The organism is Pseudomonas hormoni (assembly GCF_018502625.1).
Classification (GTDB): domain Bacteria; phylum Pseudomonadota; class Gammaproteobacteria; order Pseudomonadales; family Pseudomonadaceae; genus Aquipseudomonas; species Aquipseudomonas hormoni.
Genome location: NZ_CP075566.1, coordinates 1,290,212 through 1,316,015 on the forward strand (window position 1 = coordinate 1,290,212; position 25,804 = coordinate 1,316,015).

Sequence of the window (25,804 nt, forward strand, 5' to 3'; positions counted from 1 at the left end):
TGATGGCTAATAGCTATAACTCAACGCATGGCCAATGGGCTTTTCCGGCACCTGGCGTTTTGAGTTGCCTCTATGTCGTTGCACGCCGTGCGCCCCAAGATCCTGGGTTTTATCAGTGAAGATGTTTCGGCCTGGCTGGTCGCGCTGCTGGTATTGGTCGTCGGCGGCGTGCTCACGGGGCTGTTGGCCTGGTCGACCCTGAATCTGTTTCACCAGCAATTGCGGCAACGTTTCCAGCTGATGGCCAGTGAACGTTACAGCCGTATCGAAGAGCGTTTTGAAGATCAGGAGCAGCGCCTCGACGGCCTGCGCCGGTTCTTCACCAATTCCGATACGGTCGACCGCGAGGAATTCAACGGTTACACCCAACCTCTGCTGCATCGAACCCAGGCGTATTCGTTTGCCCGGCGGGTCAGCGGTGCCGAGCGCACGGAATTTGAGCGCCAGGTGCGCGAGGAAGGTTTATCCGATTTCAGCGTTCGTGAGCTCAATGCCGAAGGCCAACTGCAACTGGCGGCCGATCGGAATGAATACGTGGTGGTGCTGTATAGCCAGACGCAAAGCCGGCTCGGCTCGCCGTTGGGTTACGACTTGCTGGCGCAACCCCTGCGCCGTTCCACCCTCGAACGGGCCGACCAGAATGCCCGGATGGCGGTGTCGCAGCCGATGGCCCTGGTCAGTATCGAGCCGGCCTATGCCCGGGGCGTGCTGCTGGTTGCGCCGGTCGTGTCCCGCAACAGTCCGGCAACCAAACCCTACGGTTACGTGATGGCGGTGATCAGCATGCGTCAGTTGCTGGCCGACGGGTTGCCGGAGGCGGTCCGCGATTACCTGTCGGTGCGTATCCTCGACTTGTCCACCGACGATCAGCACGAAGTGCTCTATGAATCCCCTAACGGGCCTGCCGTCAGCGAGTTGTCCGCAACCCGGCTGCTGCGGCTTGCCGATCACGACTATCAAGTCGATATCCAGCCCAGCGAGGTCTTCCTGCAAGCCAACCATTCTTCGGTCACCAGCGTGGTGGTGCTGGGTGGCTTGCTCAGCCTGATGCTCAGCGCGCTGCTTTATGTGCTGGTCAGTCAGCGTCAGCGGGCGTTGAGAATGGTCGAGCAGCGGACCCAGGAGCTGCGCGCCCGTGAGCAGGAACTTCGCGGCACCCATGGTCAGCTGCGCGGCGTGCTGAATGCCGCGACTCAGGTGGCGATCATCGCCACCGACCTGCGCGGCGTCATCAACACGTTCAACGCCGGAGCGGAGCAGATGCTCGGCTACTCCAGCCTGGACGTGGTGGGCCACATGACCCTGGAAAACCTGCACCTGCCCCGGGAACTGTTGGCGCGCTCGGCGGAATTGAGCGCGCGCTACGGCAAGCCGATTCCGACCTGCCAGGCGATGCTGGTCGAGGGCGGCGAGGAGGGCGGTCACGAAGCGCGGGAGTGGACCCTGGTTCGCGGCGACGGCAGCCATTTGACGGTGAACATGCTGGCGACCCCGGTGCTCGACGAGCAAGGGCTGTGGGTCGGGCACCTGGCAATCTGCATCGACGTCACCGAGCGCAAGCGAGTGTATGAGGCGCTCGCCGCACGGGATCTGTTATTGAAGAAACTCAGCGCCCATGTGCCCGGCGGGATTTACCAGTTCAAGATGGAATTCGACGGGCGCTTCAGTGTGATCTACGCCAGCGATGGCATCCGCGAAATCTATGAGCTCGAACCGGATGTGATGCTGCTCAACGCTGAAGCGATTTTCACCCGGATTCATCCGCAGGACACCACCCGGGTTCGCGCCTCCATCCGCGCGTCGGCGGACACGCTCAGCCCGTGGCGCGAGGAATACCGCGTGGTGCTGCCGGTACGTGGCCTGCGCTGGGTCCGGGGTGAAGCGACCCCGGAAGAATTGCCCGGTGGCGGGGTGCTCTGGCATGGCTACGTCTCGGATATCTCCGACCTGAAACGGGTGGAAGAAGAGCTGCGGGCGCTGTCGATTACTGACTCGCTGACCGGGATCCACAACCGCCGCTACTTCCAGGAGCGCCTGACCACCGAAATGGCCCGGGTCGAGCGCGGTGGTGGCGAGTTGTCGGTGATCATGCTCGACATCGACCACTTCAAACGCATCAATGACCAGTACGGTCATGCGGTGGGTGATCGGGTATTACAGGCGGTGTGCGAGCGGATCGGCCATCGGCTGCGGCGTACTGACGTGTTCTGTCGCCTGGGCGGTGAGGAGTTCATGGTGCTCTGCCCGGATATCGACGGCGAGCAGGCGTATGGGTTGGCGCTGGAGTTGTGGCAAGGCTTGCGCAGCTCGCCGATCGACGACGTCGGGATCGTCACCGCGAGTTTCGGGATCGCCAGTTGGCGCGTCGATGAGGGCGCGGATGCGTTGCTGCTGCGGGCGGACTCGGGGGTTTATGCGGCGAAGCAGGCGGGACGGGATCGGGTTCAGGGGGAGATGAATTAACTGCTGGCTGCACACAACCCCCTGTGGGAGCTAGCCTGCTAGCGATAGCGGTGTGTCAGTCAATACATGTGTCGACTGACATACCGCTATCGCTAGCAGGCTAGCTCCCACATTGGATTTTGTGGTGTCTTACAACACCGAAGCCGTATCAGGCAGTTTCGGCTGGCGATACAAATCCAGCAGCACCTGATCCAGCACCGACGACGCACCAAACGGTGCCTTGTCGTTGAGGATCGCCACCACCGCCCAGGTATTGCCATTGACGTCACGGCTGAAACCGGAGATCGCGCGCACGGTGTTCAGGGTGCCGGTCTTGACGTGGGCTTCACCGCGCATCGCTGTAGTCTTCAGGCGTTTACGCATGGTGCCGTCGGTGCCGGCAATCGGCATCGAGCTGATGAACTCGGCGGCGTACGGGCTGCGCCACGCGGCTTGCAGCATCGCGGCCATTTCACGCGCACTGACCCGTTCTGCACGGGACAGGCCGGAACCGTTCTCCATCACCAGGTGCGGCGCGGTGATGCCTTTCTTCGCCAGCCACTGACGCACCACGCGCTGGGCGGCTTTGGCGTCGTCGCTGTCGGCGTCGGTGCGGAATTTCTGGCCCAGGCTCAGGAACAACTGCTGAGCCATGGTGTTGTTACTGTATTTGTTGATGTCGCGAATGATTTCCGCCAGGTCCGGCGAGAAGGCGCGAGCAAGGACCTTGGCGTCTTTTGGCGTCGGTGCCAGAACATCCTTGCCCTGAATGCTGCCACCCAGTTCTTTCCAGATCGCCCGGACCGCGCCCGCGGTATAGGTCGCGTGGTCGAGCAATGACAGGTAAGTCTGGGAACTGCAGCCATCGCCCAGCTGACCGCCGACGGTCACGTTCACGGTGCCATCGGCCTGGGTCACCGGGTTGTAACGCACGCCACCGGTGCATTGCTTGGAGTTGACGGCCTTGACCTGGTTTTCGATGCGGATGCTGGAAATCGGCGGTTCGACCGAAATCAGCACCCGACCGTTATCGTTGCGCGCCACGAAGCGCAAGGCCTTGAGGTTGACCAGCAGCGAGTCGGGTTTGACCAGGAACGGTTTGTTCTCGTCATTGCCGTCATCGTTGAACTCGGGCAATTGCGGTTGCACGAAGAAACCACGGTCCAGCACCAGGTCACCGGTGACTTGGGTCACGCCGTTGGCGCGCAGGTCGCGCATCAGCAGCCAGAGTTTTTCCATGTTCAGTTTCGGGTCGCCGCCACCCTTGAGGTAGAGGTTGCCGTTGAGAATGCCGCCGCTGAGCGTGCCGTCGGTGTAGAACTCGGTTTTCCACTGATGGTTCGGGCCGAGCATTTCCAGGGCGGCGTACGTGGTGACGAGTTTCATGGTCGAGGCCGGGTTGACCGAAACGTCAGCATTGAAAATGGTCGGCGTGCCAGGGCCGTTGAGCGGGATCATCACCAGCGACAGAGCGTTGTCCTGCAACTTGCTGGCCTTCAGAGCCTTTTCGACGTTGGGCGACAGCGCGGTGTTGATGGTGGCGGCGGAAACGGGGAGGGCCAGGGGGAGAAGAAGACTGGCCAGCAGCAGTGGACGCAAAGATTTGATCATGTGAAATAAAACCCTACAGCCGAGGGGAAAAAAGACGAGGGCATGGAGATAAATTCCCTCAGTGGTCATGAAAGTGTCGGCATTATGCCCCAAGGTGTAGCGGCTTGTGCCGTGCCCCGGTCACCTAATCCGCTATTTTTTTACCGGCGGTAACGGGTTACGCCCAGAGAATCGGGCAATTGGCGGCTTAAACTGCTAAAGTGCCGCCCGTTATTACTTATGAGGATTGTTCCAATGGCGACTAACCGTTCCCAGCGTCTGCGCAAAAAACTGTGCGTCGATGAATTTCAAGAGCTGGGTTTCGAACTGAACCTGGATTTCAAAGAAGATTTGGCTGATGAAGCCATTGATGCTTTCCTCGATGCGTTCCTGAAAGAAGCCATGGAGGCCAACGGTCTGGGCTATGTTGGCGGCGACGACTTCGGTCTGGTTTGCCTGCAGAAGCGTGGCTCGGTGTCCGAAGAGCAGCGTGCTGCTGTTGAAGCCTGGCTCAAAGGCCGCAGCGAACTGACCGAAGCCACCGTCAGCCCGCTGATCGACGTCTGGTACCCGGAAAAGCCGATCAATCCGGTAGCTTGATGTCATAAAAGAAGCGGCGACCCAAGGGTCGCCGTTTTTTTATGTCCGCTTTTTGTTGGCGCATGGCTCGGCTGCGATAGCGATCTCAGGAATGCCTTCGCGGGCAAGCCTCGCTCCTACGGATGTATTATGCGAACGACTCCAATTCCGTAGGAGCGAGGCTTGCCCGCGAAGAGGCCCTCAGGCTTTACGCCAGTTCAGGATCAGCAACGTCACCACCCCCGCCACAATCCCCCAGAACGCCGAACCGATGGAAAACAGCGTCAGCCCCGATGCCGTGACCATAAAGGTGATCAGCGCCGCTTCACGCTCCTTCACTTCGGTCATGGCAATGCTCAAGCCATTGATGATCGAACCGAACAGCGCCAGCGCCGCAATCGACAGCACCAGTTCTTTCGGCAATGCAGCAAACAACGCCGCCAGCGTCGCGCCGAAGACCCCGGCGATCCCGTAGAAAATCCCGCACCACACCGCCGCCGTGTAACGCTTGTTGCGATCTTCGTGGGCATGCGGGCCGGTGCAGATCGCCGCGCTGATGGCCGCCAGGTTGATCCCGTGGGAACCGAACGGCGCCAGTAGCAGCGAGGCGATGCCCGTCGTGGTGATCAGCGGCGAGGCCGGCACCGTGTAACCGTCGGCACGCAGCACGGCGATGCCCGGCATGTTCTGCGAGGTCATCGCCACTACGAACAGCGGGATGCCGATGCTGATGGTCGCGGCCAGGGAGAAGTGCGGCGTGGTCCAGACCGGCGTCGCCACTTCCAGGTGAAACGCGCTGAAATCCAGCAGCCCCATGAACCCTGACAACGCCGTGCCGATGAGCAATGCAGCGAGTACGGCGTAGCGGGGTGACAGGCGCTTGATCACCAGGTACGTGAAGAACATTCCCAGTACCAGCGCAGTGCGATGCTGGGCAGCGACGAAAATTTCGCTGCCGATTTTGAATAGAATCCCCGCCAGCAACGCCGCGGCCAATGACGCCGGAATCTTCTTCACCAGCCGTTCGAAGCTGCCGGTCAAACCACAAACAGTCACCAGCACCGCACAGGTCATGTAGGCGCCAATGGCTTCGCCGTAGCTCACGCCGCCCAGGCTGGTGATCAGCAACGCCGCGCCGGGTGTCGACCAGGCAATGGTGATCGGCGTGCGATAACGCAACGACAGGCCGATCGAACACACCGCCATGCCGATGGAAATCGCCCAGATCCACGACGAAATCTGCCCGCTGGTCAATCCGGCCGCTTGCCCGGCCTGGAACATCAGCACCAGGGAGCTGGTGTAGCCGGTCATCATCGCGATGAAACCGGCGACGATGGCGGAAGGGGACGTGTCCGCCAATGGGCGGAGCTGCGTGTGCGTGGCGTCGTTCATGACAACGGTGTTCCTTATGAATAACGATAAATTCAGCATGGCTTTTGTGGCGAGGGAGCTTGCTCCCGCTCGGCGGCGAAGCCGTCGTAAACACTACAAACACGATTTGTTTGAAGCCGCGCCCAGGTTGGTTTTGGGGCCGCTTCGCAGCCCAGAGGGAGCAAGCTCCCTCGCCACAGAGTTTGTACGGATCTCAAATTTATGGATTCAAGCCTAAACTCAAACGTAAGCAATCGTTGCAATACAGCAAAGGCGCCAAACAGCCGTACAGTCGTGTTGCCACCATCCATTGTGTACAATCGCGGTGTTTTTTACGCGATACTTGCCAGCGACCCACTGTGCCGTATTACAGTCACGGTCAATTCGCCGCAGTTCTCCCGACTCGAGTGCCCATGAACGAACAGTTGCAACCCCTCAAGAAACAACCGCGAGCAGGCAAAGCCGGCCGCAGCGGTACCCAGGACGATATTGTCTACGCGCATATCTTCGAGGCCATCCTCGAACAGCGCCTGGCGCCCGGCACCAAGTTGAGCGAAGAAGCGCTGGGGGAAATTTTCGGGGTCAGTCGCACCATCATTCGCCGCGCGCTGTCGCGCCTGGCCCATGAAGGCGTCGTGCTGCTGCGGCCGAACCGTGGCGCCGTGGTTGCCAGCCCGAGTGTAGAAGAGGCGCGTCAGGTATTCCTCGCCCGGCGTCTGGTCGAGCGGGCGATCACTGAACTGGCGGTGCAACACGCCACCGCCGAGCAGATCGCCGAATTGCGCCAGATGGTCAACGACGAACGCGACAGCTTTTCCCGTGGCGATCGCGGTGCCGGTATCCGTCTGTCGGGCGAATTTCACCTGAAGCTGGCCGAAGCGGCGAAGAATGCACCGCTGATCAGCTTCCAGCGCAGCCTGGTTTCGCAGACTTCATTGATCATCGCCCAGTATGAAAGCGGCAACCGTTCGCACTGTTCCTACGACGAGCACACCCAACTGATCGACGCCATTGAAGCGCGTAACGGTGAGTTGGCAGTGAACCTGATGATGCATCACATGGATCACATCGACAGCAAACTCAACCTCGACGAGGAAAGTGCTTCGGATGATTTGCATGCGGTGTTCTCGCATTTGTTGCAGACCAAGAAGCCCGGGCGTTCGCCAGCGAAAATCTGACGGACCGAGGTGCCCCAATCGCTGGCAGGCCAGCTCCCACAGTGATTTGTGGCGTTCAAAGGATGTGTGTTTCACCTCATGCCCTGTGGGAGCTGGCCTGCCAGCGATAGCAATCTTCCAGGCAATAAAAATCCCCCGGGCTGAAAAGCTGCGGGGGATTTTTTATGCCCGAAAAACCTTAACGCTGATGCACCTGATTCCCCGCCGCATACGTCTGCAGAACAGTTCGGTCATCCCCCAGCGTCATCAACACAAACAACGTCTCGGCAATGTTGTTCGCCTGCTTCAAGCGATAGCTCAACAGCGGCGTAGCGTTGTAATCCAGCACCAGGAAGTCCGCATCAGTGCCCGGCAGCAACGTGCCGATCTTGTCTTCCAGACGCAACGCACGCGCACCGCCGAGGGTCGCCAGGTACAGCGATTTGAACGGGCTCAGTCGCGCACCTTGCAGCTGCATGACTTTGTAGGCCTCGTTCAACGTTTGCAGCAGCGAGAAACTGGTGCCACCGCCAACGTCCGTGCCCAGACCGACATTCAGCTTGTGCTTCTCGGCCATCGGCAAATTGAACAGGCCACTGCCGAGGAAGAAGTTCGAGGTCGGGCAGAACGCAATCGCCGAACCGGTCTCGGCCAGTCGCGCGCATTCGTCGTCGCACAGGTGCACGCCGTGGGCGAACACCGAGCGCTCGCCCAGTAACTGGTAATGATCGTAGACATCGAGGTAACCCTTGCGCTCCGGAAACAGCGCCTTGACCCATTCGACTTCCTTGAGGTTTTCGCTGATGTGGGTCTGCATGTACAGGTCCGGATATTCGCTCAGCAACTGGCCGGCGAGGGTCAGTTGTTCCGGGGTGCTGGTCGGCGCAAAGCGCGGAGTGACGGCGTAGTGCAAGCGACCCTTGCCGTGCCAGCGCTCGATCAACGCCTTGCTTTCGACGTAGCTGGATTCGGCGGTGTCGGTCAGGTAGTCCGGCGCGTTGCGGTCCATCATCACCTTGCCGGCGATCATCCGCAGGTCCAGCTGTTCGGCGGCCTCGAAGAACGAGTTCACCGATTGCGGGTGCACGCTGCCGAACACCAGCGCGGTGGTGGTGCCGTTGCGTAGCAGTTCCTTGATGAAAATGTCCGCGACTTCGTCGGCGTGAGACTTGTCGGCAAACTGGCTTTCACACGGGAACGTATAAGTGTTGAGCCAGTCCAGCAACTGCTCGCCGTAGGCGCCGACCATGCCGGTTTGCGGCAGGTGAATGTGGGTGTCGATGAAACCGGGGGTGATCAGCGCGTCCTGATAATGGGTGATCTCGATATCGGCCGGCAGGGTCGGCAGCAATTCGCTGGCGTGACCGAGGGCACTGATCTGGCCGTTATCGACCACCAGCAAGCCGTCTTCGAAATACTCGTATGAGGCTTCGATGCCCACTTCGGCGGGGTCGGCGATGCTGTGCAGGATGGCGGCGCGGTAGGCTTTGCGAGTCAGAGGCATGGGCGTTCTCAGTTGGAGGCTTGGCTGCGGCGTGAAGCAGGCAGCAGTTTGGCAATCGACGATCCGGCGCTGGCGGTCTGCTGGCCGAAATTCGCGTTATAGGTGGCGATGATTTCGCCGGTGATGGAGATGGCGATTTCCACAGGCAGCTTGCCTTTGACTTCGCCCAGGCCCATCGGGCAACGCATGCGCTGCAGCGCCGCGCTGTCGAAGCCACGATCACGCAGGCGATGTTCGAACTTCACCCGTTTGGTCTTCGAGCCGATCAGGCCGAAGTAGGCGAAGTCGTTGCGCTTGAGGATCGCGGCGGTGAGTTCGAGGTCGAGCTGGTGGTTGTGGGTCATGACGATGCAGTAGCTGCCGGCGGGCAGGTCGTCGATTTCATCCACCGGTTCTTCGGCGACGATCTTGCGCACGCCGTGGGGAATCTGCTCCGGGAACTCGTCTTCCCGGGAATCGATCCAGCGCACCCGGCAGGGCAGGCTGGCGAGCAATGGCACCAACGCGCGGCCAACGTGGCCGGCGCCGAACACGGCGATCTGCGCCTGGACCTGGCCCATCGGTTCGAACAGCAACACGGTCGCGCCGCCGCAGCACTGGCCAAGGCTGGCGCCGAGGCTGAAGCGCTCCAGGTGCGTGTCCTGCTTGCCGCTGGCCAGCATGTCGCGGCCAATCTGCATGGCCTTGTACTCCAGATGCCCGCCACCGATGGTGTCGAAGGTCTGGGTGGCACTGATGACCATCTTCGAGCCGGCATTGCGCGGCGTCGAGCCGAGCCCTTCGATGATGGTCACCAACACGCAGGGTTCACCCTGGGATTGCAGGTCGGCGAGGGCGTCGATCCAGTTGTACATATTCACCTCGACATCTTTGTTGTCTGTTCGGGCCTCATCGCTGGCAAGCCAGCTCCCACAGGAATTGTGTTGAATCCAAATTCTGTGGGCACCACAAAACACTGTGGGAGCTGGCTTGCCAGCGATGGCCGCACCTCGGTCTTAGAGCGAAGCCAACTCGATCTCGGCTTCCACAGCCTTCGCCGCCTTCAACTGCCGCATCTGCTCACACCCCCACAACACCCGCTCCGGGGTCGCCGGTGCATCGATTTTCGGTTGATGCTTGTAGTCGCCCAGACTTGCCACCGCATCCTTGATCGCACACCACGACGCGATGCCGAGCATGAACGGCGGCTCGCCCACGGCCTTGGAGTGGAACACCGTGTCTTCCGGGTTCTTGCGGTTCTCCACCAGCTTCACCCGCAGGTCCAGCGGCATGTCCGCCACGGCCGGGATCTTGTAGCTCGCCGGGCCGTTGGTCATCAGTTTGCCTTTCGCATTCCAGACCAGCTCCTCCATGGTCAGCCAGCCCATGCCCTGGATGAAACCACCCTCGACCTGCCCGATATCGATCGCCGGGTTTAGTGATGCGCCGACGTCGTGGAGGATGTCGGTGCGCAGCATCTTGTACTCGCCGGTCAGGGTGTCGATGATCACTTCGCAGCACGCCGCACCAAACGCGTAGTAGTAGAACGGCCGACCCCGCGCCTGACTGCGGTCGTAGAAGATTTTCGGGGTCTTGTAGAACCCGGTGCTCGACAGCGACACCTGAGCGAAATACGCCTGCTGGATCAGCGCTTCAAAGGTCAGGATGTGATCGCGGATCCGCACGTGACCGTTGTGGAATTCCACGTCTTCTTCGCTGACCTTGTACTGGCGCGCAGCGAATTCCACGAGGCGTTTCTTGATGATTTCAGCCGCGTTCTGTGCGGCTTTACCGTTCAGGTCGGCACCGCTGGACGCGGCGGTCGGCGAGGTGTTCGGCACTTTGTCGGTGTTGGTCGCGGTGATCTGCACGCGGTTCATTTCCACCTGGAACACTTCGGCCACGACCTGCGCGACTTTGGTGTTCAGGCCCTGGCCCATCTCCGTGCCGCCATGGTTCAGGTGGATGCTGCCGTCGGTGTAGACGTGGACCAGCGCGCCGGCCTGGTTGAGGAAGCTGGCGGTGAAGGAAATACCGAATTTTACCGGCGTCAGCGCCAGGCCTTTTTTCAGGATCGGGCTGTTGGCGTTGTAGCGACGAATCGCTTCGCGGCGCTCGGCGTACTGGCTGCTTTCTTCCAGTTCGGCGGTCATTTCCTCGAGCATGTTGTGCTCGACGGTCTGGTAGTAATGGGTGACGTTGCGCTCGGTCTTGCCGTAGTAGTTGGCCTTGCGCACCGCCAGTGGATCGAGGGCCAGGTGGCGGGCAATCGCGTCCATCACTTCTTCGATCGCGACCATCCCTTGCGGACCGCCGAAACCCCGGTAAGCGGTGTTCGACGCGGTGTTGGTCTTGCAGCGGTGACCGTTGATGGTCGCATCGCCCAGGTAGTACGAGTTGTCGGCATGGAACATCGCGCGGTCGACAATCGACGCCGACAAGTCCGGCGAGCAACCGCAGTTGCCAGCCAGTTCCAGCGCGATGCCGTGCAGGCGGCCGGTGCTGTCGAAGCCAACGTCGTATTCGACGTAGAAGGGGTGACGCTTGCCGGTCATCAGCATGTCTTCGACACGCGGCAGGCGCATCTTGGTTGGTTGGCCGGTGAGGTGCGCGATCACTGCGCACAGGCACGCCGGGCTCGCGGCCTGGGTTTCCTTGCCACCGAAACCACCGCCCATGCGGCGCATGTCGACGACGATTTTGTTCATGGAAACGTCCAGAACCTCGGCCACCAGTTTCTGCACTTCAGTCGGGTTCTGGGTCGAGCAGTAGACGATCATCCCGCCATCTTCAGTCGGCATCACCGAAGAGATCTGGGTTTCGAGGTAGAAGTGTTCCTGGCCGCCGATGTGCAGCGTGCCTTGAATACGATGTTCTGCGGTGGCCAGGGCGCCGGCCGAATCACCACGCTGATGCGTGTGGCTGTCGAGCACAAAGTGGCGTTTGCGCAAGGCTTCGACCACGTCCAGCACTGGCTCCAGATCTTCATATTCGATGATCGCGGCCATCGCGGCTTTGCGCGCGGTTTCCAGGTCTTTTGCGGCGACGGCGAGCACCGGCTGACCGACGAATTGCACATCATCAATCGCCAACAATGGATCACCCGGCAGCAACGGCCCGATGTCTTTCAAACCCGGCACGTCTTCGTGGGTGATGGCGATGCGCACGCCTTCGAAGGCATAGCATGGCTTGGTGTCGATGCTGATGATTTTCGCGTGGGCGCGGTCCGACAACCGGGCGTAAACGTGCAGCTGGTTTGGAAATTCCAGTCGATCGTCGATGTACTGCGCTTCACCGGACACATGCTTGGCGGCGCTGTCGTGCTTGACGCTGCGGCCGACACCGGTGGTCAGGTCCTTGGCGAACAGTTCAGCCAGTTCGGCCTGGGTCTTCTCTACGGCGTGATGGTTAGACATAAGCGGTCACCCGAGTCTCGATGTGCGGCGTTTGCAGTTCGATGAAGTATTTGCGCAGCAGGTTTTGCGCGCTGAGCAGGCGATATTCCTTACTGGCGCGGAAGTCCGAGAGCGGCGTGAAATCTTCGGCCAGTGCGGCGCAGGCGCGTTCGACGGTGGCATTGTTGAACGGTGAACCGAGCAACACGGCCTCGCAGTGGGCGGCGCGTTTCGGGATGGCAGCCATGCCGCCAAACGCCACGCGGGCATCGGCAATCACACCTTTTTCAAGGCGCAGATTGAAGGCGGCGCAGACGGCGGAAATGTCATCGTCCAGACGCTTGGAAACCTTGTAGGCACGGAATAGCTGTTCGGCGCTGGCACGGGGCACGATGATCTTCTCGATGAACTCGCTTTCCTGGCGCGCGGTCACGCGGTAATCGATGAAGTAGTCTTCCAGCGCCAGGGTGCGGCGGGTCTCGCCTTTACACAGGACGATTTGCGCACCGAGGGCGATCAGCAGCGGTGGCGAGTCACCGATCGGCGAGGCGTTGCCGATGTTGCCGCCGAGGGTGCCCTGGTTGCGAATCTGCAGGGAAGCGAAGCGCTGCAGCAGTTCGCCAAAGTCCGGGTACTCGGCTTTCAAGGCTTCATAGCAATCGGAGAGGGCGGTGGCGGCGCCGATTTCCAGGCGATCATCAAAGCGTTCGATGCGCTTCATCTCGGCGACGTTGCCGACGTAGATCATCACCGGCAGGGTGCGGTGGAACTGGGTGACTTCCAGCGCCAGGTCCGTACCGCCAGCCAGCAGCCGGGCTTGTGGATAAGCATCATACAGGTCGGCCAGATCGGCGACGGTCAGCGGCACCAGGCAGCGCTTGTCGCCACTGTTGAGTTCGCCGATGTCGGTGGGGGCGATGGCTTTCAGGCGGGCGATGGTATCGGCTTCGCGAGCATCGAACTGGTCCGGCTGTTTACCGCAGCAGGACTGCTCGGCAGCTTCCAGGATCGGCCGATAGCCGGTGCAGCGGCAGAGGTTGCCGGCCAGCGCTTCGTGCGCTTTATGCGAGTCCGGCTGATCGCTGTTCTTTTGCAGCGCGAACAGCGACATCACAAAACCAGGGGTGCAGAAACCGCACTGCGAGCCGTGGCACTCGACCATGGCTTTCTGCACGCTGTGCAGTTCGCCTTGATGCTTGAGGTCTTCGACGCTGATCAATTGTTTGCCGTGCAGCGACGAAACGAACGTCAGGCACGAGTTGAGGCTGCGATAGCGAATGTGTTCGCGGCCATCGTCATCCGTTTGCAACTCGCCGACCACCACGGTGCACGCGCCACAGTCGCCGCTGGCGCAGCCTTCTTTGGTGCCGGGTTTGCCCACATGGTCGCGCAGATAATTGAGCACGGTCAGGTTCGGGTCCAGGGCGTGCTCGCTACGGAGTTCCTGGTTTAGTAAAAACTGGATCACGGAAGGCCTCGCAGACTCATTATTGTTGTTAACCGACTTGGACCGAATTTATCAGGTCTGACTTTCGGGTCAATGATTTTCTGACTTAAAGGTCAGGAAATAGCATTTTGTCGATCAACAACCTGTTCCTTCATTATTGACCCTCACGGGATTGCCTGCTTTTTGCGGGATTCGTGCCAAAAACCGCCGAGTGGGCACTCCGCCATGACCCTCCATGTGCGCTACACTGCGCCGCTTGTGCAGATCGAAGAGTTTGAAGGGACAACCATGACGTTCAAGGCGCCGGACAGCCTCGCCGAGCAAATCGCTCACCACCTCGCCGAACGTATCATTCGTGGCGAAATGAAGCCCGGGGAGCGCATCCAGGAACAGAAGGTCACGCTGGCCCTCAATGTCAGCCGCGGCTCGGTCCGCGAAGCCTTGCTGATCCTCGAGCGCCGCCACCTGATTGCGATCCTGCCGCGACGCGGCGCGCATGTGACCGAACTCACCGCGCACAAGGTGCAGAGCCTGTGCACGCTGATGGGCGAGATGTACATCCTGCTCGCCAATGCCGTGGCCACTGGTTGGAAAGTCCAGGCCGACCTGGCGCCGTTCGTGCAGATCCAGCAGCGCCTGACCGCGAGCTACGAGCGCCAGGACATCCATGCCTTCGTCGACGACAGTTTCAATGTGATGCGCGCCACGTACGGGTTTGCCAACAACCCGTATTTGCAGGAAACCGTCGAGAATCTGCAACCGGCCATGAGCCGTGCGTATTTCCTCGCCCTGGAGCAGCGCAAGGCCTCGATGAGCGAGTATCTGGAACTGTTCGAACGCTTGCTTGCGGCCGTGATCGCCCGTGACTATGCGCAGATCCGCACCGTGCTGAACGCGTATTGCCAGCGCAGTTGCGATTTGGTGATCTCTGCCCTGACGGACGCTTAAGCGTGCGGCTCAAGTGCATCAAACTGGCGGGGTTCAAATCCTTCGTCGATCCGACCACGGTGAACTTCCCCAGTAACATGGCGGCAGTGGTCGGGCCCAATGGTTGCGGCAAGTCGAACATCATCGACGCCGTACGCTGGGTGATGGGCGAGAGCTCGGCGAAGAACCTGCGTGGCGAGTCGATGACCGACGTCATCTTCAACGGTTCGACCAGCCGCAAACCGGTGAGCCAGGCGAGCATCGAACTGGTGTTCGATAACTCCGACGGCACGCTGCTTGGCGAATACGCCGCCTATGCGGAAATCTCCATTCGCCGCAAAGTCACCCGCGACAGCCAGACCACCTATTACCTCAACGGCACCAAGTGCCGGCGCCGCGATATCACCGACATCTTCCTCGGAACCGGCCTGGGCCCGCGCAGCTACTCGATCATCGAGCAGGGGATGATCTCCAAGCTGATCGAGTCCAAGCCTGAAGACTTGCGCAACTTTATTGAAGAAGCGGCGGGCATCTCCAAGTACAAGGAGCGCCGGCGCGAGACCGAAAACCGCATTCGTCGCACCCACGAAAACCTGGAGCGCCTGACGGACCTGCGCGAAGAGCTTACGCGTCAGCTCGAACGCCTGCACCGCCAGGCCGAGGCCGCCAAGAAGTATCAGGAATACAAGGGCGAGGAGCGTCAGCTCAAGGCTCAACTGTCAGCCTTGCGCTGGCAGGCGTTGAACGAGCAGGTCGGTCAGCGCGAAGCGATCATCGGCACCCAGGAAGTCACGTTCGAAGCGCTGGTGGCCGAGCAACGCAACGCCGACGCGAGCATCGAACGCTTGCGTGACGGGCACCATGACCTGTCCGAACGCTTCAATCTGGTGCAGGGGCGTTTCTATTCGGTCGGCGGCGACATCGCCCGGGTCGAGCAGAGCATCCAGCACGGTCAGCAACGCCTGCGTCAGCTGCAGGACGATCTGAAAGAAGCCGAGCGCGCGCGTCTGGAAACCGAATCGCATTTGGGCCACGACCGCACGTTGCTGCTGACCCTCGGCGAAGAGCTGGACATGCTCACGCCGGAGCAGGAAGTCACCAGCGCTGCTGCCGAAGAAGCCGCCGCCGCGCTGGAAGAATCCGAAACCACCATGCACGGCTGGCAGGAGCAGTGGGACACATTCAACCTGACCGCCGCCGAGCCACGTCGCCAGTCCGAAGTCCTGCAGTCGCGCATCCAGCAGCTGGAAACCAGCATGGAGCGTCTGGCCGATCGCCAGAAGCGCCTCGGCGAAGAGCGCGCGTTGCTCTCGGCGGACCCGGAAGATGCTGCGATCATGGAACTCAGCGAGCAGCTCGCTGAATCCGAAGCGACGCTTGAGGATTTGCAGACCAGTGAACAAGCTCAGGTCGAAAAGCTTGAACAACTGCGTCAGGAGTTGCAGCACGCGCTGGCCGCGCAGCAGCAAGCCCAGGGCGATTTGCAGCGCCTCAACGGTCGTCTCGCGTCCCTCGAAGCCTTGCAGCAAGCCGCGCTCGATCCGGGCACCGGCACCGCTGAATGGCTGCGTGAACAACATCTGGCAGACCGTCCGCGTCTGGCCGAAGGTTTGAAAGTTGAAGCGGGTTGGGAGCTGGCGGTGGAAACCGTGCTTGGCGCCGATCTGCAAGCGGTGCTGGTGGATGACTTCGGCGATTTCGATCTGGCCGGTTTTGCCCAGGGCGATTTGCGCTTGCTCAGCCCCGCGAGCGATGGCGTGCGCGTGCCCGGCAGCCTGCTCGACAAGGTTGAAGCGCAGATCGATCTGTCGCCGTGGCTGGGGCAGGTCAAGCCGGTGGAAAGTCTCGAGCAGGCCTTGGCCCTGCGCGGTCAGTTGAGCGCCGGCCAGAGCCTGATCAGTCGCGACGGTTACTGGGTCGGTCGGCACTTTCTGCGGGTGCGTCGGGCCAGCGAAGCGGAAAGCGGCGTGCTGGCTCGCGGTCAGGAAATCCAGAGCCTGAGCATCGAACGTGAAGAGCGCGAGGCCACGGTCGAAACCCTCGAAACCCAACTGCAAAATCTCAGGGCGCAGCAGCGTCAGCAGGAAAACGGTCGCGAACATTTACGTCGTTTGCTGCAAGACGAAGCGCGTCAGCAAGGCGAATTGAAGGCCCAGTTATCCGCCGGCAAAGCCAAGGTCGAGCAACTGACGTTGCGCCGTACCCGGCTCGATGAAGAGCTTACCGAGCTGGCCGAGCAGCGCGCCCTGGAGCACGAAAACATCGGCGAAGCACGCCTGCAGTTGCAGGAAGCCCTCGATGCCATGGCGCTGGACACCGAGCAGCGTGAGTTGCTGCTGGCCCAGCGCGACAGCCTGCGCGAGCGGCTGGATCGTGTACGTCAGGAAGCCCGGCAACACAAGGATCATGCGCATCAACTGGCGGTGCGTCTGGGCTCGCTCAAGGCGCAACACGACTCGACGCGTCAGGCGCTGGAACGGCTGGAAATGCAGTCCGAGCGCCTGACTGAAAAACGCGAACAACTGAGCCTCAATCTGGAGGAGGGCGAGGCACCGCTGGAAGAGCTGCGCCTGAAGCTCGAAGAGTTGCTCGACAAGCGCATGACCGTCGACGAAGAACTCAAGACCGCGCAGATCGCCCTCGAAGACGCCGACCGTGAACTGCGTGACGCCGAGAAGCGTCGCAACCAGGCCGAGCAGCAATCGCAGTTGATTCGTGGCCAGATGGAAACGCAACGCATGGAATGGCAAGCCCTGACCGTGCGCCGCAAGACCCTGGAAGATCAGTTGCTGGAAGACGGCTACGACCTGCACGGTGTGCTCGCCACGCTGACGACCGAAGCCAGCGAGAAGGACGCGGAAGAAGAACTCGAGCGCATTGCCGCACGCATTCAGCGCCTCGGTGCGATCAACCTCGCGGCCATCGACGAATATCAGCAACAATCAGAGCGTAAACGTTATCTGGATGCGCAGAACGACGATCTGGTGGAAGCGCTGGACACGCTCGAGAACGTGATTCGCAAGATCGACAAGGAAACCCGGAATCGTTTCAAAGACACCTTTGATCAGATCAATGGCGGTTTACAGGCGCTTTTCCCAAAAGTTTTCGGTGGAGGTCGCGCGTATTTGGAACTGACGGGCGAAGATCTACTCGATACAGGGGTGACGATCATGGCGCAGCCGCCCGGAAAGAAGAACAGCACCATCCATTTGCTCTCCGGCGGCGAAAAAGCCCTGACCGCATTGGCCCTGGTTTTTGCGATCTTCAAGTTGAATCCGGCGCCGTTCTGCATGCTCGATGAAGTTGATGCGCCACTGGATGACGCTAACGTTGGACGCTACGCACGGCTGGTGAAAGAGATGTCGCAGACGGTGCAGTTCATCTATATCACCCACAACAAGATCGCCATGGAAATGGCCGAACAATTGATGGGGGTGACGATGCACGAACCGGGATGCTCGCGTCTGGTGGCAGTGGATGTCGAGGAGGCGATGGCGATGGTGGAGGCCTGAGCCAGCGCTTGTAAGGCGGGTATTTTTAGTCTGTACGACTTTTTTACCTCCCTCTACTTGCTGGCCAATCGACATATTCGCGCAAGCCATTGTGACAGACGGTGTAAAGTTGCCTTTGGTCGTGCTAGTTTAATGTCAATTTTTCGTATACGTGGGCAAAACGCCTGTCAGAACATAGAGTTGGCGCCACGTTTTAAAGCGGTTTGCGAGTTGTAAACCCCTTATTTTTCAGCATTTTTTATAGAGGCACGGGATTAAATGGAAATCGGTCTGCGCGAGTGGCTGATCGTCATCGGCATTATTGTCATTGCCGGTATTCTTTTCGATGGCTGGCGTCGCATGCGCGGCGGCAAGGGAAAACTGAAATTCCGTCTTGACCGGAGTCTGTCCAATTTGCCGGACGAGGACACCAGCGCCGAGCTGTTGGGCCCGCCCCGCGTCCTGGATACCCACAAAGAACCGCAACTGGACGAGCACGACTTGCCGTCGGTGAGCATGCCTGCCCGTGAACCGCGTGAGTCGGGTTCCAAGCGCGGCAAGCGTGGCCATGGCGAACCGTCGCAAGGCGACATGAACCTCAGCCTGGATCTGGACGGCGGCCCGAGCTTCAGCAGCCGTGACGACGATTTCCCGGATGACACCAAGGCCTCGCCTTCGGTCAGCGACAAGGAACAACCGCAAGCCGAAGAAGTGCTTGTGATCAGCGTGATCTGCCGCGACGCTGCCGGTTTCAAAGGCCCTGCGCTGTTGCAGAACATTCTGGAAAGCGGTCTGCGTTTCGGCGAAATGGACATCTTCCACCGCCACGAAAGCATGGCCGGCAATGGCGAAGTCCTGTTCTCCATGGCCAATGCGGTCAAGCCGGGCATCTTCGATCTGGACGACATCGACCACTTCAGCACCCCGGCCGTGAGTTTCTTCCTCGGTCTGCCGGGCCCGCGTCATCCGAAGCAGGCTTTTGATGTGATGGTGGCTGCAGCACGCAAGTTGTCCCAGGAGCTGAATGGCGAACTGAAGGATGACCAGCGCAGCGTACTGACTGCGCAGACGATCGAGCATTACCGTCAGCGCATCGTAGAATTCGAACGTCGTGCACTGACCCAGAAGCGCTAAATCGAATGACGGGGCGGGCTCTTGTGGCAAGGGAGCTTGCTGTGGCGAGGGAGCTTGCTCCCGCTGGGCTGCGAAGCGGTCCCCATTCAGGCAGCAACACCGCATTTACCAGTTTTACGACGGCTTCGCCGCCGAACGGGAGCAAGCTCCCTCGCCACAGTGTCCATAGCTTTAAGCTACCGTATTTAAAAGATTGAGCAGCCTCGGCTGCTCTTTTGCTTTATGAGAGAACACCCATGACCGCCGCCAAAACCCGCATTCTAGAGCTGCGCGCTGAGCTGGATCAGCACAACTATCGCTACCACGTGATGGACGAGCCGAGTATTCCGGACGCTGAATATGACCGGTTGTTCCATGAGCTCAAGACCCTTGAAGCGGCCAACCCCGACCTCATCACCAGCGACTCGCCGACCCAGCGCGTCGGCAGCGCGGCGCTGTCGGCATTCACTCAGGTGCGTCACGAAGTGCCGATGCTCAGCCTCGGCAACGCCTTCGAAGAAACCGACATGCGCGAGTTCGATCGCCGTGTGACGGAAGGTCTGGACCTGCCGGCCGGCGACTTGTTCGGCGGCGGGGCGGCGGTGGAATACAGCTGCGAACCGAAGCTCGATGGCCTGGCCGTCAGCCTGCTTTATCAGGATGGTGTGCTGGTGCGTGGCGCGACTCGCGGCGATGGCACCACTGGCGAAGACATCAGCGTCAACGTGCGCACGGTGCGCAACATCCCGCTCAAACTGCAAGGCAGCGGCTGGCCGGCGACCCTCGAAGTGCGCGGCGAAGTGTTCATGTCCAAAGCGGGTTTCGAACGGCTCAACGCCACGCAGCTGGAAGTCGGCGGCAAGACCTTCGCCAACCCGCGCAACGCGGCGGCGGGCAGTTTGCGCCAGCTGGATTCGAAGATCACTGCCAACCGCCCGCTGGAGTTCTGCTGCTACGGCATCGGCCAGGTTTCGGCGGACATTGCCGACACGCACATCGGCAATCTGAAGCAGCTTCAGGCGTGGGGCATGCCCATCAGTCGCGAGCTGAAACTGGCGCACGGTATCGATGAGTGCCTGGATTACTACCGCGATATCGGCGAGCGCCGCAACGGGCTGGCCTATGAAATCGACGGCGTGGTGTTCAAGGTCAACAGCATCGCCTCCCAGCGTGAACTGGGTTTCCGCGCTCGCGAGCCGCGTTGGGCGATTGCCCACAAGTTTCCGGCCATGGAAGAACTCACCGAGTTGCTCGATGTGGAATTCCAGGTCGGTCGTACCGGTGCGGTAACCCCCGTGGCGCGCTTGAAGCCGGTCAAGGTGGCGGGCGTCACCGTGGCCAATGCGACGTTGCACAACATGGACGAAGTCGCGCGTCTGGGCCTGATGATCGGCGACACTGTGATCATCCGCCGTGCGGGCGATGTGATTCCGCAAGTGGTGCAAGTGGTCATGGAGCGCCGTCCGGATGATGCGCGTCCGGTGCAGATTCCGCAGAAGTGCCCGGTTTGTGGTTCCCATGTCGAACGCACGCAGCTGGTCAAGCGCAGCAAGGGGCGCGAGACCGTCAGTGAAGGCGCGGTGTATCGCTGCGTCGGGCGACTCGCCTGCGGTGCGCAACTCAAGCAGGCAATCATTCACTTTGTCTCGCGTCGCGCGATGGACATTGAGGGGCTAGGCGATAAAAGCGTCGAGCAACTGGTCGATGAAGGCCTGGTGAGTTCTCCGGCCGATCTTTATGCGTTGAAGTTTGACGACATTGTCGATCTGGAGGGGTTTGCCGAGCTGTCGAGCAAGAAGCTGCTCAGCGCCATCGAAGACAGTAAAAAACCGAGCCTTGCCCGGTTTATCTACGCCCTGGGCATTCCCGATGTCGGTGAGGAGACGGCCAAGGTCCTGGCGCGCTCTCTCGGTTCGCTGGAGCGGGTTCAGCAAGCATTACCGCAGGTGCTCACGTACTTGCCGGATGTCGGTCTGGAAGTGGCTCACGAGATTCACAGCTTCTTTGAAGATGCGCATAACCAACAGGTGATCGCGGATCTGCTCAAGCATGGTCTGCAGATTCAGGATCAGGGCGACCTGGGCGCCGAGTTTGCGGCGAGCACCACGCTGGGCGGTTTCCTCGACAAGTTGCACATTCCTTCGGTCGGGCCGGGCGGGGCGCAGAAACTGGCGGACAAGTTCGGTTCGCTGGAAGGCGTGTTCGGCGCTGACTGGCTGGACATGCGTCAGGCGCTGCCGGAGAAACAGGCCAATTCGGTCCGCGAGTTTTTTGCGGTTGCGGACAATCGCCTGATCGCTGAGGCCGCTGAAAAGCAGCTGCGCGATTTCGGCATGCACTGGCAGAGCGAGAAGAAGGTCGTCGAAGGACTGCCGCTGGCCGGACAGACCTGGGTGCTGACCGGCTCGCTGGAATTGATGAGCCGCGACGTCGCCAAGGACAAACTCGAAAGCCTCGGCGCCAAGGTGGCCGGATCGGTGTCGGCCAAGACCCATTGCGTAGTGGCCGGGCCGGGTGCCGGTTCGAAGTTGGCCAAGGCTAATGAGCTGGGGTTGAAGGTTCTCGATGAAGAAGCGTTTGTCGATTTCCTGAAAAAACAAGGCGTCTCGATCTGACACAAAACCTGTGGCGAGGGAGCTTGCTCCCGCTGGACTGCGTAGCAGTCCCATTTTTTGGGGCCGCTTCGCGCCCCAGCGGGAGCAAGCTCCCTCGTCACAAAGAATACGGAACGATCTTCGCGCGACAATGATCTAGTCTTGGCAAGCCCCAGGGAGATCGCCATGCACCGCTTCTTCGAACAGCTCAGCTCGCGCATTGCCGCGCCCTTCATCGGCGAGCGTTCGCGCAACAGCAAGGTCTGGCATTGCCGCTGTGGGCAGTCGCTGTTCTTTCGTAATAGCCAGTGCCTGGCCTGTTCGGCGGCGTTGGGTTATCAGCCTGAACACAGTCGTTTGTCGTCGCTGCAACCCGGCTTGCAGGCGGACACCTGGGTTCTGGGCGCCGATCCCGACGCCGGTGTGTTCCGCCGCTGCGCCAATCTCGATTCCCCTGCCGCGTGCAACTGGCTGTTGCCCGCCAACGACCATGATGCGTTGTGTCTCGCCTGTAGCCTGAATCGCACCATTCCTGATTTATCGATTCCTGAGAATCACGAACGCTGGCGCAAGGTCGAGACTGCCAAGCGTCGCCTGGTCGCGCAGTTAGTCAGCCTGGGTTTGCAGGTCATCCCCAAGACCGTGGACGAAGAGACCGGCCTGGCCTTCGATTTCATTGGTGTCGACCTCGAAGGCAAACCACCGACCACCGGCCATGCCAACGGCCTGATCACCCTCGATATCAAGGAAGCCGACGACGCCCACCGCGAGCAGGTCCGGGTGCAAATGCGCGAACCGTATCGCACCTTGCTCGGGCACTTTCGCCATGAGGTCGGGCACTATTATTGGGATCGGCTGATTGCCAACAGCCCGTGGCTGGAGCCGTTTCGCAACCTGTTTGGTGACGAGCGCGCGAGTTATGCCGATGCCCTGGATCGCCATTACCAGCAAGGCGCGCCGCTCGACTGGCAGCAACACTTCGTCAGCGCCTACGCCACCATGCATCCGTGGGAAGACTGGGCGGAAACCTGGGCGCACTACCTGCACATGATGGATGCGGTAGACACTGCCCTCGGATTCGGCATGAGCGCGAGGGAAATGGATTTCGACTTCCAGCCATTTCCGTCCACAACGCTCTACGATCCGCAGCATCCGGGCGGCGCGGCGTTCCTGTCCTTCGTCAATGCCTGGATCGAACTGGCCGGCATGCTCAACGAACTGTCGCGCAGCATGGGTCAGCCGGATTTCTACCCGTTCGTCCTGCCGCCGGCGGTGATCGCCAAGTTGCACTTCATTCACCTGGTGATCCAGCAGGAGGGCGGCAGGGCGGATGAGGTGTTGGCGCAATAAGATTTTCAGGCGTACTGCATGTCCTTGAAGCCGTTCATATTTTTTAATCCGCCCGAACGGTTGTAACTTCGTCTCAGACAGGTACAATGGCGCGGCTCGCCGTCAGGTGAGCGTCGTTATGGTGATCCCATCGGTCCCCCCGCAACGATTACCCGTGAACCTGGTCAGATCCGGAAGGAAGCAGCCACAGCGGGAACATTGTGTGCCGGGGTGTGGCTGGTGGGGTTGCCTCCATAACGCCCCGCGAGCCTTCTCTCGCGTTATCCATCAAAAATACCGTTTTATTGTTCTGCCATGGATCTTGTTCAAGGCGGATTTTCGTCGTTTCCGTTTTTGAAAACGGCGCAAAAAAAGGAGGCCGACCTGTCGAACCACGACAAGTCGGCCTCCTTTTTTCATTTCTGCCACTAAGGCTTGGACAAGGCCTGGTCAACCGCTGCAATCAGCTTTCCCAGATCCTTCGGGGTGGCTTTATGTATGACTGCGAACAGGTACGCCCGCTGTTCATCTTCGTCGCCCAAATCTGCGAAAAAGGCTTTCAGCTTCACGCCCAACACGTCGGCAAACAGGAACAGGGCTTCCACGCTGGGGGTGTAGGTGCCGGTTTCGAAGCGGCTGATGGTTTTGGGGTCAAAACCGGTTTTTTCGCCGAGTTCAGCCTGAGTAAGCCCCGCGACCTTGCGGTAACGCCGGATGGCTGGACCCAAACTTGAAATTTGCATCGCTCAATTCCCATTTAGAATCAAGAACTTAACGATAGATTTTTACATTAGACAACCGCATGATCCATCACCTTGCTTTGCAAAATGTGATGCATTTCGTAGAATCGCCGATCCAAAGGGGTATTCGGTGATCTGTTTTCGGAAGTTCGGCAGATATGGAAGAGCCAGCATTGCGCTTCTGCGGGCGGTATGCGGAGCGCTAAAGCGATCCTGAGGCCGTGCAAAATGTTACCGAAATCGTTGTTGCTGCCCTTTATCAGGGTCTTTGAGCCTAGTTGATCTTCGGCTGCCAATGGGCCATCAATCGCTGTAAATGGAGTGATCACGTGGCTCTGCGCAGTACGATTCAAAACATCTCTTCCGGGCATTGTGCGCTGGTCGAGCGGTACCACCGCTAGCGACATTGAGCTTTACTCATGGATGAGAAATACCGCAGGGCCGTTGATGCCGCCGCCATTTTTTCCGAGACCGATCTGACCGGCCGGATTACCTACGTCAACGATCAGTTTTGCGCTGTGTCCGGCTATAGCCGCGATGAACTGCTCGGACAGAACCATCGCCTGCTCAACTCCGGCCTGCACTCCGCTGATTTCTTTGCCGGGATGTGGCGCACCATTGCGTTGGGCAATGTCTGGAAGGGCGAAATCTGCAATCGCGCCAAGGATGGCCGTCTGTATTGGGTCGAAAGCACCCTGGTGCCAGTGCTGGATGACGCCACCGGGCGGATCCACCGTTACCTGGCAATTCGTTTCGACATCAGCGAAAAGCGCCAACTGCTGCATTCCTTGCAATGGCGGGTCGGCCATGACGTGTTGACCGGGTTGCCCAACCGCGCGTTTCTCTCGGATTTGCTGGATCAGGCGCTAGCTTTCTCCCGTCAGGAAAACATTCCGCTGGCAGTGTGCATGCTCGACCTCGACGGCTTTAAAGCGGTCAACGACGGCTACGGGCATGCCAGTGGCGATTTGCTGCTGGTGGAAGTGGCCAGGCGTTTGCGCGACATCGTACGTGGTGAGGATGTGGTGGCGCGGCTGGCCGGTGACGAGTTCGTGCTGGTGTTGCGTTATGTGCATGATGTGCCGGAGTTGCGTGCAGCACTGAACCGTGTGCTGGGGGCGATTTCCGCCCCGTACGCGCTGCAGGGCAAAGTCCTGAATGTGTATGCCAGCATCGGCGTCACCCTGTTTCCCCACGACAACGAAGATGCCGAAACCTTGTTGCGTCACGCCGATCAGGCCATGTACGTGGCCAAACAGAGCGGGCGCAATCGTTTTCATTTGTTCGATGTGTTCCGGGATCAAGAGGTCAAGGCCACTCACCAGACCGTCGAACGGGTACGCCAGGCGCTGGCCGCCGGTGAGTTGCGCCTGTATTTCCAGCCCAAGGTCAATATGCGTCATGGTGTTGTCGTCGGCTTCGAGGCGCTGTTGCGCTGGGAGCACCCGCGAGACGGCACGGTGTCGGCCCGAGAGTTTCTGCCGTTGGTGGAAGAAACGGATCTGATCATCGATATCGGTGAATGGGTGATGGATCAGGTGTTGTTACAGTTGGACCGTTGGCAGCAAGCGGGGCAGGGCTGGCCGATCAGCGTCAACATTGCCGCCCGGCATTTTCAGCGGGTGGATTTCGTTGACCGCCTCAGGCAGGTGCTCGCCCGGCATGCTCGGGTCGCGCCGCAGATGCTCGACCTGGAAATCGTCGAGTCCGTGGCCATCGAAAATATCCAGCATGTCAGCGCCTGTCTGCAGGCCTGCCAGGCACTTGGGGTGCAGTTTTCATTGGGCGACTTTGGCACAGGGTATTCATCGCTGAGCTACCTCAAGCGCTTGCGCACCCAGACCATCAAGATCGACAAGTCGTTTATCCGCGACATTCTGCATGATCACGATGACCTGGCCCTGACCACGGCGGTCATTGGCCTGGCCCGGGCGTTTGGCCGACAGGTGATCGCCGAGGGGCTGGAAAGCATCGAGCACGGTGAGCTGTTGTTGCAGCTGGGGTGCGACGTTGCCCAGGGCTATTTCATCGCTCGACCGATGCCGGCGGCGGAGGTGCCGGGCTGGGTCGAAGGGTTTGTGGCGCCGCTGCAATGGCGGGGGCTCGATCAAACAGCCTGACCTCGTTTGTCGGGCATATGAAGATC

At 60.1% G+C, this 25,804-nt stretch carries 16 protein-coding genes and 1 other RNA gene; 10 read left to right on the forward strand and 7 right to left on the reverse strand.

What is annotated here, in order from left to right:
* Nucleotides 1-72 precede the first annotated feature (72 nt).
* A complete protein-coding gene (locus KJF94_RS05985) occupies nt 73-2,463 on the forward strand; it encodes a sensor domain-containing diguanylate cyclase (RefSeq protein WP_214381891.1) in 2,391 nt (796 codons plus the stop codon).
* 129 nt (nt 2,464-2,592) lie between these two features.
* On the opposite strand, the gene dacB is transcribed toward KJF94_RS05985, so the two are convergent.
* The gene (gene dacB, locus KJF94_RS05990) at nt 2,593-4,053 is read right to left on the reverse strand and encodes a D-alanyl-D-alanine carboxypeptidase/D-alanyl-D-alanine endopeptidase (RefSeq protein ID WP_214381893.1); all 1,461 of its coding nucleotides are present in this window, start codon (nt 4,051-4,053) and stop codon (nt 2,593-2,595) included.
* 234 nt (nt 4,054-4,287) lie between these two features.
* Here dacB and KJF94_RS05995 point away from each other — a divergent pair, with 234 nt between their 5' ends.
* Entirely contained in the window at nt 4,288-4,632 is a 345-nt protein-coding gene (locus KJF94_RS05995; protein WP_007896965.1) for a YggL family protein, read from the forward strand.
* 180 nt (nt 4,633-4,812) lie between these two features.
* Here the strand turns inward: KJF94_RS05995 and KJF94_RS06000 are convergent, their stop codons facing one another.
* Entirely contained in the window at nt 4,813-6,003 is a 1,191-nt protein-coding gene (locus tag KJF94_RS06000) for a benzoate/H(+) symporter BenE family transporter (RefSeq protein WP_214381896.1), read from the reverse strand.
* 392 nt (nt 6,004-6,395) lie between these two features.
* Here KJF94_RS06000 and KJF94_RS06005 point away from each other — a divergent pair, with 392 nt between their 5' ends.
* Complete coding sequence (locus KJF94_RS06005) at nt 6,396-7,160, forward strand: GntR family transcriptional regulator (protein WP_008027375.1); 765 nt, start codon at nt 6,396-6,398, stop codon at nt 7,158-7,160.
* A gap of 178 nt (nt 7,161-7,338) precedes the next feature.
* On the opposite strand, the gene guaD is transcribed toward KJF94_RS06005, so the two are convergent.
* The 4 genes from guaD to xdhA form a co-directional block, all read right to left on the reverse strand.
* Nucleotides 7,339-8,643 carry a guanine deaminase gene (guaD, locus tag KJF94_RS06010; RefSeq protein WP_214381897.1) on the reverse strand — a complete coding sequence of 435 codons (1,305 nt, stop codon included), beginning with the start codon at nt 8,641-8,643 and terminating at the stop codon, nt 7,339-7,341.
* Nucleotides 8,644-8,651: 8 nt separating this feature from the next.
* Nucleotides 8,652-9,497, reverse strand: a complete 846-nt coding sequence (gene xdhC / locus KJF94_RS06015) for a xanthine dehydrogenase accessory protein XdhC (RefSeq protein ID WP_214381898.1) — start codon at nt 9,495-9,497, stop codon at nt 8,652-8,654.
* Nucleotides 9,498-9,638: 141 nt separating this feature from the next.
* Nucleotides 9,639-12,038: a xanthine dehydrogenase molybdopterin binding subunit gene (xdhB, locus tag KJF94_RS06020; RefSeq protein WP_214381899.1), complete on the reverse strand. Its 2,400-nt coding sequence runs from the start codon at nt 12,036-12,038 to the stop codon at nt 9,639-9,641.
* Nucleotides 12,031-13,485: a xanthine dehydrogenase small subunit gene (gene xdhA / locus KJF94_RS06025; protein WP_214381900.1), complete on the reverse strand. Its 1,455-nt coding sequence runs from the start codon at nt 13,483-13,485 to the stop codon at nt 12,031-12,033. The genes xdhB and xdhA overlap by 8 nt, the downstream gene beginning before the upstream one ends.
* A gap of 267 nt (nt 13,486-13,752) precedes the next feature.
* Between xdhA and KJF94_RS06030 the strand changes: the two genes are divergently transcribed.
* From KJF94_RS06030 to ffs, 6 genes are all read left to right on the forward strand, one after another.
* The gene (locus tag KJF94_RS06030; RefSeq protein WP_214384740.1) at nt 13,753-14,412 is read left to right on the forward strand and encodes a GntR family transcriptional regulator; all 660 of its coding nucleotides are present in this window, start codon (nt 13,753-13,755) and stop codon (nt 14,410-14,412) included.
* A gap of 2 nt (nt 14,413-14,414) precedes the next feature.
* Nucleotides 14,415-17,903 carry a chromosome segregation protein SMC gene (gene smc, locus KJF94_RS06035; protein WP_214381901.1) on the forward strand — a complete coding sequence of 1,163 codons (3,489 nt, stop codon included), beginning with the start codon at nt 14,415-14,417 and terminating at the stop codon, nt 17,901-17,903.
* Nucleotides 17,904-18,161: 258 nt separating this feature from the next.
* A complete protein-coding gene (gene zipA, locus KJF94_RS06040; protein WP_017337515.1) occupies nt 18,162-19,016 on the forward strand; it encodes a cell division protein ZipA in 855 nt (284 codons plus the stop codon).
* Between the two features lie 236 nt (nt 19,017-19,252).
* A complete protein-coding gene (gene ligA / locus KJF94_RS06045; protein WP_214381902.1) occupies nt 19,253-21,610 on the forward strand; it encodes an NAD-dependent DNA ligase LigA in 2,358 nt (785 codons plus the stop codon).
* 165 nt (nt 21,611-21,775) lie between these two features.
* On the forward strand, nt 21,776-22,939 hold the full coding sequence (locus tag KJF94_RS06050; protein ID WP_214381904.1) for a zinc-binding metallopeptidase family protein: 1,164 nt from the start codon (nt 21,776-21,778) through the stop codon (nt 22,937-22,939).
* Between the two features lie 128 nt (nt 22,940-23,067).
* An RNA gene (ffs, locus tag KJF94_RS06055) (signal recognition particle sRNA small type) lies at nt 23,068-23,164 on the forward strand.
* Between the two features lie 182 nt (nt 23,165-23,346).
* Here the strand turns inward: ffs and KJF94_RS06060 are convergent.
* Complete coding sequence (locus tag KJF94_RS06060) at nt 23,347-23,661, reverse strand: helix-turn-helix domain-containing protein (protein WP_214381906.1); 315 nt, start codon at nt 23,659-23,661, stop codon at nt 23,347-23,349.
* Nucleotides 23,662-24,077: 416 nt separating this feature from the next.
* Between KJF94_RS06060 and KJF94_RS06065 the strand changes: the two genes are divergently transcribed.
* A complete protein-coding gene (locus tag KJF94_RS06065) occupies nt 24,078-25,778 on the forward strand; it encodes a putative bifunctional diguanylate cyclase/phosphodiesterase (protein ID WP_214381908.1) in 1,701 nt (566 codons plus the stop codon).
* The last annotated feature ends 26 nt before the right edge of the window (nt 25,779-25,804 follow it).

Excerpts from the sequence above, each read along its gene's own strand:
- KJF94_RS05985 (WP_214381891.1), top strand. The coding sequence starts at position 73 with ATGTCGTTGCACGCCGTGCGCCCCAAGATCCTGGGTTTTATCAGTGAA.
- dacB (WP_214381893.1), bottom strand. The coding sequence starts at position 4,053 with ATGATCAAATCTTTGCGTCCACTGCTGCTGGCCAGTCTTCTTCTCCCC.
- KJF94_RS05995 (WP_007896965.1), top strand. The coding sequence starts at position 4,288 with ATGGCGACTAACCGTTCCCAGCGTCTGCGCAAAAAACTGTGCGTCGAT.
- KJF94_RS06000 (WP_214381896.1), bottom strand. The coding sequence starts at position 6,003 with ATGAACGACGCCACGCACACGCAGCTCCGCCCATTGGCGGACACGTCC.
- KJF94_RS06005 (WP_008027375.1), top strand. The coding sequence starts at position 6,396 with ATGAACGAACAGTTGCAACCCCTCAAGAAACAACCGCGAGCAGGCAAA.
- guaD (WP_214381897.1), bottom strand. The coding sequence starts at position 8,643 with ATGCCTCTGACTCGCAAAGCCTACCGCGCCGCCATCCTGCACAGCATC.
- xdhC (WP_214381898.1), bottom strand. The coding sequence starts at position 9,497 with ATGTACAACTGGATCGACGCCCTCGCCGACCTGCAATCCCAGGGTGAA.
- xdhB (WP_214381899.1), bottom strand. The coding sequence starts at position 12,038 with ATGTCTAACCATCACGCCGTAGAGAAGACCCAGGCCGAACTGGCTGAA.
- KJF94_RS06030 (WP_214384740.1), top strand. The coding sequence starts at position 13,753 with ATGACGTTCAAGGCGCCGGACAGCCTCGCCGAGCAAATCGCTCACCAC.
- zipA (WP_017337515.1), top strand. The coding sequence starts at position 18,162 with ATGGAAATCGGTCTGCGCGAGTGGCTGATCGTCATCGGCATTATTGTC.
- ligA (WP_214381902.1), top strand. The coding sequence starts at position 19,253 with ATGACCGCCGCCAAAACCCGCATTCTAGAGCTGCGCGCTGAGCTGGAT.
- KJF94_RS06050 (WP_214381904.1), top strand. The coding sequence starts at position 21,776 with ATGCACCGCTTCTTCGAACAGCTCAGCTCGCGCATTGCCGCGCCCTTC.
- KJF94_RS06060 (WP_214381906.1), bottom strand. The coding sequence starts at position 23,661 with ATGCAAATTTCAAGTTTGGGTCCAGCCATCCGGCGTTACCGCAAGGTC.
- KJF94_RS06065 (WP_214381908.1), top strand. The coding sequence starts at position 24,078 with ATGGATGAGAAATACCGCAGGGCCGTTGATGCCGCCGCCATTTTTTCC.